The sequence below is a fragment of the Paenibacillus sp. J2R1T-4 genome, from assembly GCF_059692235.1.
The window spans coordinates 63,671-78,385 of the sequence record NZ_JCAUBA010000016.1 but is presented as its reverse complement, the minus strand read 5'-3'; the positions used below and the strand labels follow the sequence as shown (position 1 = coordinate 78,385).

The window sequence follows — 14,715 nt, the reverse complement described above, 5'->3', positions numbered from 1 at the left end:
GATGCGGTTGACAAAAAAAACGATAAGCTTGATTTTGTTCGCTGGGTTCTTTCTCTCGGTATCGATTGCGGCCGTAATCGTAAGTGCCACCAATGATACCTGGGAAAATAGCGCAGAAACGGCTTGGTACGATCCGAATTACACAACATTCACCATAGATAGTCCGGAGAAGCTTGCAGGTGTCGCAAAGCTGGTCAACAGTGGCGTGACCGATTTTGACCAAAGGGTGCTCGAAGTAAGTACGGATATTAACTTATCCGCGCACAAATGGGTACCGATCGGCGGCGGGCTTCATTCGTTCCGGGGGACCTTGGTCGGAAAGGGCGGACAGACGTTCAGTCTTTCCGGCCTGAACATCGACGGCGATTATCCGCATACAGGCCTTTTCGGATATATAGAGGGAGCGACCGTAGGTGGCTTCAATCTGTCGGGCACCATTGCGGTATCCGCCAACCACGCTGTCTGGGTCGGTGCCGTCGCCGGCCAAATGGAACGCAACAGCATCATCTATAATATAACGAACAACGTCTCTATTCAGGCGAACACGGCAACCGACGCCTACGTCGGCGGTATTATCGGCAACGGTTCGGGCATCGTATCGAATGTCTTGAATAACGGAGCGCTCGTCTTGAACGTATCGGGCAAAGCGGTTGCCGGCGGCATTACGGCGGCTGCTTACGGCGCAGACGGCTTGACGATGAAGAAAGCCGCGAACAAGGGCGCGATTACGGTAACTGGCAGCGTGTACGAAGCTTACGCGGGCGGACTTGTCGGCTTGGCCGACACCAAGCTGAACATGGCGGAAGAAGACACTGTTATCCACAATAGCGGTACGCTGACGGCCAACAACAACAAGAGCACGTACAGCGGCGGCATTCTGGGAAGAGCGACGGCTGCGGCTCAGGTAACGTTCTCCAATCAAACCACGAATGCCGGAAGCATCCAGGTTTCCGCTCCGGGCGCGAGCGGCTCGTTCGCAGGCGGCCTTGCCGGCTCCTTCGAGCAATCGCTTGTGGTGAACATTCCGTTCACCCATAGCGGCACGATCGTCAATCATGCCGGCTCGTCCACGTATACCGGCGGCGTTGCCGGCAATGTGGGTGGCGATTTCGGCTTGGGACAAAGCTTCATGAACGGCGGCGTCATAAACGCCAGCGGAGCGGAAGACATTTATACGGGCGGGGTTATCGGAAAAGTGTTGGGAACGGTCACGTTCAACGGCGCTGCGAAAAACACGGCTTCCCTGCAGGTGGCCAGTACGGCCGACCGCGTCTATACGGGCGGGCTTGTTGGATTCGCTGGAAACCGGTTCGTATTGGGCAGTACGGCAAACAACGCCTATGTCAACAGTGGAGCCATTACGGTAGCGGGCGTGGCGGATGTGTACACAGGCGGCATCATTTCGAACAAAGCCTATGCCAAAGCAGCGAATAATGTGCAGAGCAAAGGCGATATTGCCGTAAGCGGAACGCAGAGGCTTTATACGGGTGGGTACGTTGGCAACGTTTCGGGCAGCGACGCCGATTTCGCGGGCGAGCTTTTCGCCAACACGATTACGGTCACAGCCACAGCATCCGGTGACGACAGTCAAGTGTACACGGGCGGTATTGTTGGCTATTATCCGGGCAGCGGCACGATAGCGGGTCCGGTCTTTAATGGCACGATTGCCGTAGCGGGCGGAGCCGGTGCCTACACCGGCGGGGTTGCCGGCTATGTCGGCGGCGGCACGATAGCGGGAGCGGCAGTGGGCAATACCGGCAGCAGCTTTGCAACCATTTCCTCGGATGGAAATGTCGGCGGGGTTGCCGGTTATCTGGGCGGTCAAGCGACTGGGGCCACGGTGAAGTATGTCACGCTTGATGCCAAGGGAGCGAACGGCTTCGTGGGCGGAATTGTGGGTCAAGCAAAGGGCGAAATTTCCCGTGCGGCAGTCGGTGACGCAGCCTTCGCGGGCAATAGTCTCACCTTCACAGTCCGTTCCGGCAATACTGCTGCAGGCGGCATCGTAGGAGCGGACGACGGGGCGCTGCTGATCAGTTCCAGCACGGTTCACAAAATTGCGATGACTTCTGAAGCGGGGGCAAGTGGCGTCCGAATCGGCGGTTTGGCAGGCAGTGCGTCCGCGAATGTCACCTTGGGTACGGCTTCCGCACCCGTGAAGGCTCAACAGGTGACGGTGCTTGCGAAGGGAGCGGATACCCAAGCGGGAGGCGTGGCGGGCTATAGCGGTGCAAGCTTGACTGGAGACGCGCTGCTTCCTGTATCGGAAGTGTCGATTATGTCGGAAGGTGAGAATTCCTTGATCGGAGGTATAGTCGGTGACAATAGAGCGGCTATGTCCGACCTGCTCGCCGATACGATTACGATCACTTCCAGCGGTCCCGCAAGCAAAATTGGTGGATTGGCCGGGAATAATACGGCAATCATCACAGGTGGCGAGACGAAACTGGTCCATATTACTTCGAACGGCGCAAACGCATATGCAGGCGGCCTGGCTGGGTATACGCAAGCGGATTTGATCAATCCGAAGGTGTACGCCGGGGAAGGGGCAAATTCGCAGCTGACGGTCAAAGGGAAAGATTCGGCTGTCGGAGGCATTGCAGGTTATGCCGAGAATAGCGCTATAAAAGGAAACGGTACGGATGTGAATGTCAAACACATCCTTATTACGACGACGGCCGAAGCAAGCAGCGCCAAAGTCGGTGGCGTTGTCGGGGACAGCAACAAGGCGCCGATTGAAAACGCAGTGGTGGAAAGCCCGACGTTGACGGTCGGCGGAGCGGGTTCGGACGTCGGCGGGGTTGTCGGCCGCATGCAGGATGCCGCCATCATACAACCGAAGCTGTATGCACAGCAGCCGGACTACGCTGTATTGTCGGTCAATGGCGCCGATTCCAGCGCAGGCGGTATCGCAGGTCGGGCCGAGCGTATTACAATAAACGGCGATGCCGTCCGTTTCAACGTCGACAGCCTGACACTGTCCGCCGCCAATACGGCAACCGGCTTGTATGCAGGCGGTATGGTCGGAATAAATGTTGAAGGTAAGCTCGAGAAGCTGTTTGCTCAAAACGTGAGTCTCGCGATAAGCGGAAGCAATTCGGTAGCAGGCGGTATAACGGGCTATAACAAAGGGACCGAAACGGCTATCATTACGCAAAATTATATCGAATCCTTGAATATGATCGTCCTGGGCTCGGCATCGTCGTCAACGATCGGCGGTATGATCGGCATAAACGATGCAAGAGACGGACAAGCGGATGCGGCAGCAATCGAATCTGCGGTCAGCACTGTTCAGAACAGCCGCATCGTCGGCAAAATTACCACACATGCTTCGTCTTCCGTGACAGGCGGCATGATCGGTATAAACAAATCGATCCTGGCAAACATCAGCATCGCGGACAAGGTACCCGTCATATCGCATGGTAACGAGGGTATCGTCGGTGGTCTGACAGGCAAAAACACGGGGACGATTTATTACACGTATTCGAATGCGATCCTTACGATCGGCGGGGAAGCGACAGTAGCCGGAGGGATTGTCGGCGAAAATAAGGGGAACATTATCGCATCCTATCTAGAAACCGACCTGAACGGATCCGCTTTCGGAGCAAGCGGGAAATACGCCCTGCTTGGCGGCTTGGTCGGCAAAAACAGCGGCACCGTAGCCAATAGCTTCACTGCAGCCAAAGTAACGGCAAACGGAGCTTACACCTACGTCGGCGGCTTGATCGCCGATCACTCCGGGACCTTGGGCAACGCTTACGCGGCCAAAGGTGTTGCGGCAGACGGCGAGCATACCTATGCCGGAGGGTTGATTGGCCGTCTGACGACCGGTACGGTAGCGGACAGCTACTCCGCTGGCGAAGTAACGGGCGGCAACGGCGCTTTGGCAGGCGGTTTTGCGGGCTATTACGACAACGCCGATAAAGAGCTGATTTCCCGTACGTACTATGTGAAAGATGAGAGCAAAGCGATCAACAGCGGCTTGCTCGATTTCGGCGGCGGCACGTATTACGAGCTTAACTTGTACTGGCGGCTTAGTCCGATTCTCGCGGAATCGTTGGCAGACCGCGATATGTTCCAGGCGCTGTCCGGCTGGACCTTCAGCGACACCGCATGGAAATACGGTTCACCCAATGCGGCCTATACGTATCCGGAGCTTAACATGAGCGCCAATACCGGTGGCAATCCGGGAGGCGGCGGCAGCGATGTGAGCATGAACATAATGTGGTACACGAAGGATCGCTCGGCCATCCGCTTCGTGATTAAGACTGAAGCCGAGTTGGCGGGGCTTGCGGGTCTCGTCAACGGGACGGTGATTGGGGTCGACCGGTTCGATTTCAAGGGCCGAACTCTTGAAGTCGTCGCACCTATTCATATGCAATCCACGCAGTGGGTGCCGATCGGCAATAAGGAAGAGCAAGCTTTTGAAGGGACATTTATCGGAAATGATCATCTGATCAGCGGACTCAAAGTAACGGCAAGTCCTTACGCAGGATTATTCGGCGTAATCGGTGAGAGAGCGACGATAAGTCAAGTCAACCTGGAGCCGGTAACGGTAGCCGGAAGCCAGCTTGCAGGTTCTCTAGCCGGATGGAACAAAGGGAACGTATTCCTTGTAAAAGTAACGCTGCAAGGCGGCGCCAAAGTATCCGGCGGCACGCTGGTCGGTGGTATTGCAGGCAAGAACACAGGACAGGTGAGGGAGTTGTCCTTGACTTCCCAAGGGGGCGGCAAAATCGTTAGTGCCGCCAACAATGCTATCGTTGGCGGCCTGATTGGAGACAATATCTCCGATATCAGCAGCGCTACCGCAACGCTGATTAAGGGAAGCGTCGAGGCTGCGGGCGAACAGGCGATTGCTGGCGGCTTGATCGGCAGACAGGCAGGCAATGCCTCAACGCTCTCCGCAACCATACAAGCGGAAGGTACCGTGAAAACGACGGGCGCAAGCAGCATCGTCGGCGGTATTGTAGGCTCCTATATATCAGGAGCAGCGGACGGCCTGACGGTTACATTTACGGACGGCAGCATAAAAGCTACCGGACAGCAATCCTTGACGGGCGGAATCATAGGCAAATCGGCCGTGGGCCAAACCGTCAAAAACAGCAGCGTTGAAGCGTTCAATGTGTCCGGGTCCGTCAATATCCAAGGCTTCGGCATCGTCGGGGGCATCATCGGCGAGAAAACGGGCAAGGGCGTGAACGAGTTCGACGTCGACGGGGTTGCCGTCAAGAACGCGGTTCTGTCAACAAACGACAGCGGTGTCCTTGGGGGTATAGCGGGCAAGCTCGCGAATGCAGCCCTCGCCCATGCCAAATTCGGAGGGGTGGCGAACGTAGCCGCGAATGATGTGAAGGTAGGCGGAATAGCCGGCTACAGCTTCAATTCCGTCATTTACAGTACGGAGGTCGTACCGGCGATTACCGTAGTTACGACGTCGGGTGAAAGCTCGGTTGGCGGTGTAGCTGGTGTTGCAGAGTCGTCGAATCCCGATGCTTCGTTGGATTTCGGCTATTTCATCCCGTTTTATCCTGGCATTTACAATGCGTTCGTTCAAGATAAGCGGATCGTAGTCGCAGGCACGGGCAATGCGGCCGACATTTACGCAGGAACAATCGCCGGAAAGCTCAAATCGGCTTCGATTTACAATTCGACGACGTCGGCAGCCTTGCGCGTAACCGGGGTCAAGACGGCTGCGATCGGCGGAATCGCCGGCACAAGCAACGGCATCATCGTTAATACGAGCGCAGAAAGCGACATACAAGCCGATACGAGTGTCATTTACCATGCGGGCGGTATTGTGGGACAAGCAACGGGTGGCAAAATGGCTTACACCCGGGCGAAGTCGACGAACAACGGAAAAATATCGATCGGCAGTGCAGCAACCAAAGCGGGGGTTACGTCCTCCACGCATGTCGGCGGCTTTGCCGGTACAGCCGATGCAACGGAAATCCTGCAATCGTCCGCGTCCGTACTGATCGAGGTCAATTGCATCAATCCGTACAACACGATTTATGCAGGCGGATTTGCAGGCTTGCTGGGCGACAGCGCAGCAGGGCTTATCAAACAGGCTTATGCAGACGGAGCGCTGAAAGTTGCCGGGAAAGCAGGCGCTTATGCAGGCGGGTTTGCCGGAACGGTCAACAGGTACACAATCAAGGAAGCATACGCATCAGGCGATGTGTCGAACACGGCGTTCGATGCACGAGGCGGCGGGTTTGCGGCTGTAGTCAACAACGGAGGCATCGTCGAAGACGCCTATGCGGCGCAAGATACTGTTAGCGTAATCGGAGCGCACAGCGCCACCCGCTCCTATGCGGGCGGCTTTGCCGGTTATAACAACGGCAGCCTGAATCGCGTTTACGAAAGTGTATCCGACGTGCTGGCCAAAGCGAACGGCGCGAACTCCTACATGGGCGCCCTGATCGGCTATAACTTTCAGGACGGAATAATTACGGACTCCTATTACACGGGTGTTCTGGCGCCGATCAATTATGACAAAACCAGCGGGCAAACGGTCAAAAAATCAGACTTTACGAGCCGGAGCAAGCTGGACAACTGGGATTTCTCGACAAACGCTTCCTTGTGGAGCTATGCGGATGGCGTGAACCACAATGAGCCGGTTCTCGTTCATGTGACGAACTGGGCTTTTGCGCCCGACCTTTCGTACGTGAAGCATCATACAAAAGCGGATTCCGCATTTACAGCGGGAAGTGCAGAACAACTGGCGGGAATCGCGCTTCTTTACAACGATCTGGACTTCTATCGGTTATTCGACCGGACATCGACAGTGAAGCCGCCGGTCGGCAAAATCACGCTTACCGAGAGCATCGGTTTATATGGTAAATTATGGACGACGATTGCCGTTTTTACGGGCGAATTTGATGGCGTTGGTCATACGATTTCGGGACTTGCTTATTTTGCCGATCAGTATAATAAGTACGGCTTTATTTCCGAAAATCGCGGGGTCGTAGCCCATGTGAAGTTTGCAGATGCACGTGTGACTGGCGGGACTTACACCGGTATTGTGGCGGGCGTCAATCGGCCTGGAGCAGTGTTGAATCAGGTAGACATCGTGAATGGGAAGGTGCAAGGTTTCGCGGCGTACACGGGAGGCTTAACGGGAAGCAATGAAGGTACGATCGTTAAAGTGGGTATTGAAGGCGTGGAAGTAACGGGAACGAGCCTGGCCGGAGGCTTGGCTGGCCATAGCGCGACCGATTTGTCAGACATTGCCTCGGCTGGAACTATTCTCGTAACCGGAACGGGAGATTATATCGGGGGCATTGCAGGCGATGTCTCCGGAGCCGTTGCACTGGTGAAAACTGGCACCATCCGTGTATCGTCGCCTACGGGCAATTATGTGGCGGCGATCGCGGGTAGAGCGACAGGCGCGACGATTGCTGTGCAGGACGGTGGCGATTGGGAAGTGACGGGCAATCGGCATGTTGGCGGTATAGCCGGCTATACGGAAAGCGTGTTTACGGCCGTTAAGACCGGGAACGTGACGATCACGGCGGCGGACGACTTTGCAGGCGGCATCGCTGGTGAGATGACGATGGATGCCGAAAACATCACGGTAGGCCAAGTAGTTGTAATGGGCAAACGATATGTTGCAGGAATTGCCGGCAAAGCGGCTAATGTCACCAACGTAACGGCGGGAAGCATCAAGGTGACGGCGGTGGAATTCGCCGGCGGCTTGGCGGGCGAAACTGCAAGCGTGACTAAGGCGACAGTTGCAGCCGTCACTCTGATCGGCGACACCAACATCGGCGGTATCGCAGGCATCGCCACTGGCGACCTGACGGACATTGCCGTAACCGGCCCGATATCAGTGACCGGATCGGGCAATGCAGCAGGCGGAATGGCGTCGGAGGCGGCGTCCGTATCGCAGGTGTCACTGCAGGACGTAACCGTGAAGGCGGGAGATCAAGCAGGCGGCATCGTCGGGAAGACGAACGGTATCGTCAGCGGCGTGAAGGTAAGAAACGTATCCATCGAAGGCATCAACAAAGTTGCGGGCATTGCGGGCGAGACCACTGCGGTCATCCGCAACGTCGAGCTTGGTTTCGTTACGGTCAATGGCGCCGAATACGTCGGCGGCGTAGCTGGAACGACCACGGACAGCATCGAGGACGCGAAGATGACCGGGAAAACGGTTATCGCGGCAACTGGCGACCACGTAGGCGGAGTAGCTGGACATGCGGCGATGGATGTTGTCCGCGCAGCCCTCGGAGATGTCGAAGTCACGGGCAAAAAGCACGTTGGTGGCGTTGCCGGCCAAGCGGTGAACATTGCTGACGTAACGGCGGGAAGCATCAAGATAATAGCGACGGAATTCGCTGGAGGCTTGGTTGGCGAAACCGCGAGCGTGACCAAGGCGACGGTAGCAGCCGTCACACTGAACGGCGACACCAACATCGGCGGTATCGCAGGCATCGCCATGGGCGACCTGACGGACATCGCTGTGAACGGCCCGGTATCGGTGACCGGAACGGGCGATGCGGTAGGTGGACTTGCGTCGGAAGCAGCATCCGTATCGCAAGCGTCGCTGCAGGATGTAACCGTTAAGGCGACCGATCATGCAGGCGGCATCGTTGGGAGAACGAACGGCACCATCAGCAGCGTAAAGGCAAGGAATGTCACGGTTGAAGGAAACAATAAAGCAGCTGGCATCGCTGGGAAAACAATTGCGGCCATCCGAAACATTGAGCTCGCTTCTGTTACGGTCAAGGGCGCCGAATATGTGGGCGGCATGGCCGGAACTACCACGGAAGGCATCGAGGACGTGAAGGTGACCGGGAAGACGATAATCGCGGCAACCGGCGACTTCGCAGGAGGCATCTCGGGGCAGGCGGCGAAGGATATCGTCCGCGCAGCTCTTGGAGATGTCGAAGTTACAGGTAAAAAGTATGCAGCGGGCGTTGCTGGACAAGCGGCGAACATTGCTGACGTAACGGCGGGAAGCATCAAGGTAACGGCGACGGAAATCGTCGGCGGCTTGGCCGGCGAAACCGTGAGCGTGACCAAGACGACGGTCGCAGCCGTTACGGTGAACGGCGTTACCAAAATCGGTGGGATTGCTGGCATCGCTATGGGCGACCTGATGGACATCGCCGTAACTGGCCCGGTATCGGTAACCGGAACGGGCGATGCGGTAGGTGGACTTGCCTCGGAAGCGGCATCCGTATCGCAAGCGTCGCTGCAGGATGTGACTGTGAAGGCGGCCGATTATGCAGGCGGCATCGTCGGGAAAACGAACGGTACCGTCAGCGGCGTGAAGGCAAGGAACGTCACCGTCGAAGGTAACAAGAAAGCGGCCGGCATCGCAGGGGAAACCGCAGCGGTTATTCGGCACATCGAGCTTGCTTCTGCCACGGTCAAAGGCACCGAATATGTGGGTGGTATAGCTGGAATGACCTTAGAGGGCATCGAGGATGTGAAGGTAATCGGGAGAACGGCAATCGCGGCAACAGGAGACTTTGCAGGTGGAGTAGCGGGCCAATCGACGAAAGACATCCTTCGCGCAGTCATCGGAGACGTCGAAGTCACGGGCAAGAAGCACGTGGGTGGAGTTAGCGGCCAATCAGCGAACATTGCCGACGTTACGGTGGGAATTATCAAGGTAACGGCGAATGAATTCGCCGGCGGCTTGACGGGTGAAACCGAGAATGTATCCAGAGTGGCGATTGAGGCCGTTACGGTAAACGGCGTCACAGTTATCGGCGGGGTTGTCGGCATCGCCACGGGCGAGTTGACGGAAGTCACAGTAACCGGCCCAGTATCAGTCACCGCAACGGGCGATGCGGCGGGCGGACTGGCGGCGGAAGCAGCAACCGTATCGCAGGCGTCGCTGCAGGATGTGACCGTAAAGGCGGTCGATCACGCAGGCGGCATCGTCGGGAAAACGAGCGGCGTGATCAATGGCGTAGAGGCAAGGAACGTCATCGTCGAAGGCAACAATAAAGCAGCCGGAATCGCAGGGGAAACCGCTGCGGCTATCCGGAATATCGAGCTCGCTTCCGTCACGGTCAAGGGCGCCGAATATGTCGGCGGCCTGGCCGGAAAGACTTCGGATGGCATCGAAGAAGTGAAGGTGACCGGAAAAACGGTAATCGAGGCAACAGGCGACTACGCTGGCGGAGTAGCAGGCCAAGCGGCGAAGGACGTCGTCCGCGCAGCCCTTGGAGACGTCGAAGTCACAGGCAAAAAGTACGCGGGTGGTGTTGCCGGCCAAGCGGCTAACATCGCCGAGGCGACAGCGGGCAGCATCAAGGTGACGGCGACGGAATTCGCCGGCGGCCTGGTTGGCGAAACCTCGAGTGTGACCAAGGCGACAATCGTTGCCGTTACGATGAACGGCGATAACCATATTGGCGGTATCGTCGGGTTCGGCAACGGGGATCTCAAAGAAATCTCAATTACCGCCTCGGTTAACGTAACCGGAACGGGCAACCACATCGGCGGTATCGCCGGCGTTGCCAAGGGCGGCATCGAAGCGGACAAAGTCGGCGAAGTGACGGTAACGTCGCTTATCGGGAACTATGTCGGCGGGCTCGCAGGCAAATCGACAGGGACGTCCATTTCATTGAAAGAGGGCGGCGCAATCACGGTTAAAGGCAACAATTATGTAGGCGGCATTGCCGGAGACAACAGCGCCGATATCGCCTTCGCATCGCTAGCCAAGGTCGAGGCAACCGGGATCCGTTATGTGGGTGGCGCGGCAGGCACGAACAGCGGGGCGATGGACGGCGTATCTGTCATGTCGCTCACGTTGTCGGCCAAAGATCTTGTCGGCGGTATAAGCGGGTACAATGAAGGTGTGATCCGCAACTCGGCGGTTAAAGGCTCGATTGCGGGAGACGGGGCCGTTGTCGGTGGTATTGCAGGGATCAATGCCGGGCAAATCGTCAAGTCCTTCAGCAAAGTCACTATCAGCGCTTCCAATCCGTCGATCGGCATTACGGCGGGCGGCATAGCGGGCAAAAATGCTGCGGGCGCATCGATTGAACAAAGCTTCTCGTATTCGGACGTAACAATCGCTTCCGAGGAGTCCAACGTCGGCGGTCTGGCGGGAGAGAATAACGGCGCCATTGCGAACAGCTACCACTCGGGAACCGTAGCTGCGGACGGCAAGGAGTTGGCAAGGGCAGGCGGCATCGCCGGATATGCGCCAGGAGGCTCCATCCGCAATACCGTGAGCACCGGACAGCTTGCAGCCGGCATCGATGGAATACTCGTCAAAGGAAAATCGTTCGTTGGCGGTATTGCAGGGCAGGTTGGCCCAGACACGACGCTCCGGGACAACGTGTTCGATCTTCAAATGCTGCAGCGAAATACGGCCTACTATAACGAGGGCGGCGACCGCGTGAAGCGCGATGCGTCCGGAGCGGAAGGAATGAAGACGGATGCGTTGGTGAGTGGCGTATTACCGACAGGACTCGATGCGTCGGTCTGGAACGCGTCGAGAGGCTTTTATCCTCAGTTGGCTCACTTCGCCGGAACGCTTGATGGCGTGCTGTCTGCCTCGGCGGTAGTATTAAGTGCCGATGATACCGCTTATCGAGTAACGGAACCCTATACGAAGACCGACGATGCGTCCATCGGCTGGTCGACTAAAGAGATAAATGGCGAAACTGTCGTTACGGCAACGAAAGCTGGCGAAATCCGCAGTATCGCGATCGGCAGGAAACCGGTCTTGTACGCGGATACGGCTGCGAAGCCGGCTAGTTCCACCGCTTTGGAGTTCACGAAGGACACTGCAGTTACGCTTCAGACAGCCGAAGACGAAGGGATAATCTACTATACCCTCGACGGCAAAGAGCCAACAGAGAATGCGCTCTTGTATACGAATCCGATTGCGGTTAGCGAAACGACTACTGTCAAAGCGATCACGGTCTTAGAGGGTAAAAATGACAGTGAGCCTTTCAAAGCTACGTACAAGAAAGTACTGCCTTCCGGCGGCGGTGGTTTCGTTCCGGTTCCTGTTCCGGGAGGACCGATCGCACCGAAGCCTGATAGCGACGCCAACGCGGAAGTGCTGATCAATGGCAAAGCGGAGAAGGCGGGAACGGAGACGTCCGTGACACAAGGAGGCACTTCGACGACCACGATCGCCGTAAACGAGCCGATCATGAAGAAGCTGATGGAGCAGCAAAACGGTAAAGCGGAAGTTACGATCCTGTTCAAATCCGCATCCGATGTATCGGTAGGGGAGCTCAGCGGAGAGCTTGTGAAGGAAATGGAAGCCAAAAACGCCGTCCTCATCGTGAAGACTCTTACGGCGGCCTATACGATTCCGGCCGAGCAGATTGATGTGGATGCGATATCCGTACAGCTAGGAAAACAGGTAGCGCTGAAGGATATCAAGGTACGGATCGAAATGCAATCGGCCGGGCTCGAAGCAGCAGACGCTCTTGCCGAAGCGGCAAGAAATGGCGGCTTCACGGTTCTGACGCAGTCGGCAAGCTTTAAAGCTTTCTACGCTTACGGCGAGAAGACGGGCGAGCTCGACAATTTCGATTCCTATGTGGAAAGAATGGTCGCTGTACCAGAAGGCTTGCCCGTGTCCGACATAACGACCGCTGTTGTCGTTAGAGAAGACGGAACCATAAGCCACGTGCCCACGAAGATCAAGTATGCGGACGGCAAGCCGTACGCCGTAATCAGCAGCTTTGAGAGCAAGGGTACGTATGCGCTTGTGCACCAGTCGACAAGATTCAAAGATGTCGCAACCCACTGGGCGAAAGACACGGTGAACGACATGGGCTCCCGTATGGTAGTCGGTGGCGTGGGCGGCGGATTGTTCGAGCCTGACCGCGACATTACCCGCGCAGAGTTCGCGGCCATCGTAGTGAAAGCCTTGGGATTGCTGGTGGAGTTGGGCGGAAATCCTTTCTCGGACGTAAAAAATACCGACTGGTACTCGCCGTACATCAAGGCGGCATACGAGCTTGGTATGATTGCCGGATATGAGAACGGAAGCTTCGGCGCGGCGGACAAGCTAACCCGCGAGCAGGCTATGACCATCATGGCGAGAGCAATGAAGCTTACGGGATTGGATGCAGCGTTGTCGGCAGGCGAGTCGGACCGCATGCTGGCCGGCTTCGCGGACGCAGGCCTCGTGTCGGATTATGCCAAAGTGGGCATTGCGGCCAGTCTGAAGGCAGGGCTCGTATCCGGCAGGAGCGGGAGTGAGATCGCGCCTGGGGACAACATGACCCGGGCGGAAGTAGCGGTCATCGTGCAACGTTTATTGCAACAATCAGGCTTGATTTAATATTGGTCGACGTTAGGTAAACACAAAGATGCCACACTGACTCCCTGAGGGAGTTAGGTTGGCATCTTTTTTCTTGCTACTTATATTAGTGAAAGAGCAAGAACGACTATGAATAATGTTCACAGCTAACAAATAAAAATACTTTACTACAGCAATGCGTTATTGTATTATTGTATTGAAGTGAAATGCGATTTCTTTCCTAGGAGGCACTACCATCCATGTCCAAACCAATTGAGATCCAAGCAAGAAGTGCATTACAACAAATTGAACCCTACTCTCCTGGGAAACCGATCTGGGAGGTACAGCGGGAATTGGGGTTGACTGAGGTGATCAAGCTGGCCTCTAACGAGAATCCGCTTGGCCCATCTCCTAAAGCTATTGAAGCAATGGCGTCCTCATTAAAAGACTTACATCGTTATCCGGATGCCCAATCGTATGAGCTCAAGAATGCCATAGCGCTTAAACTGGCCTTAACACCAGAGCAAATTATTGTAACCAATGGCGGGGATGAGTTAATCACACTCGTATCTGAGGCTTATTTGGAGTCGGGCGATGAGGTAGTCGTACCCGATCCAAGCTTCACGGAATACCAGTTTGGGGCTCTCTTGATGGGGGCCATTGTTAGGGGAGTACAGCTTGAGGATGGCTTCCAATATAACTGGAGGGCTATTGCGGATGCAGTTACAGAGAGGACTAAGATCGTCTATCTTTGTTCACCTAACAACCCGACTGGCACTTATTTATCGAAATCGGATCTGCAGCTGCTTCTTGATACACTTCCCAAGCGTGTGTTAGTAGTGATGGATGCAGCCTATTGTCACTATGCTGATGCGAGCGACTATACGAATGGTCTGGAATTCGTAAAGGCAGGATATCCGGTGTTGGTGCTGCAAACCTTTTCCAAAATATACGGACTGGCTGGGATTAGAGTAGGATATGGAGTTGCGGATTCCACAATCATCCAGAGCATTATGCAGGTGAAGGAGCCTTTCAATGCGAATGCGTTGGCCCAGACAGCAGCGGTCGCAGCGCTTGGGGATGATGAGCATGTGCGGAGATCGCAAGAATTGGTGGTCGGAGAGCGTCAGCGATTATATGCTGCTTTTGGCAGACTCGGACTGACTTACATGGAGAGCATGAGTAACTTCATCCTTGTGGAGCTTGGAGACGAAGCATTTACTCTGTATGAGCGGTTGATGCAGGGAGGCGTTATTGTCCGTTATGGAAAGGGGTGGGGGTTACCTCGCTGTATCCGTGTAACAGTGGGGACGCGTGAAGAGAATGATAAGCTGCTTGAAGTGCTGGAGAATGTACTGTGGAATTCTGTAGGATCCAGATAAGCTGTAAATAACTGCTGCCCTGTTGAAGAGACCGAAGCGAAAGGCCGAGGCTGCTGACCGAAATAGTTGCTGAAAAAGCAGTTAATCGTGAAGCGT

At 55.8% G+C, this 14,715-nt stretch carries 2 protein-coding genes; both read left to right on the top strand.

What is annotated here, in order from left to right:
* Position 1: 1 nt before the first annotated feature.
* On the top strand, positions 2-13,279 hold the full coding sequence (locus tag AC58QD_RS23345) for an S-layer homology domain-containing protein (protein ID WP_497337413.1): 13,278 nt from the start codon (positions 2-4) through the stop codon (positions 13,277-13,279).
* A 218-nt stretch (positions 13,280-13,497) separates the two neighbouring features.
* A complete protein-coding gene (gene hisC / locus AC58QD_RS23340; RefSeq protein WP_497337412.1) occupies positions 13,498-14,619 on the top strand; it encodes a histidinol-phosphate transaminase in 1,122 nt (373 codons plus the stop codon).
* The last annotated feature ends 96 nt before the right edge of the window (positions 14,620-14,715 follow it).

Bases quoted from the DNA above. Each gene is read 5' to 3' on its own strand.
- hisC (WP_497337412.1), top strand. From the start codon at position 13,498: ATGTCCAAACCAATTGAGATCCAAGCAAGAAGTGCATTACAACAAATT.
- AC58QD_RS23345 (WP_497337413.1), top strand. From the start codon at position 2: ATGCGGTTGACAAAAAAAACGATAAGCTTGATTTTGTTCGCTGGGTTC.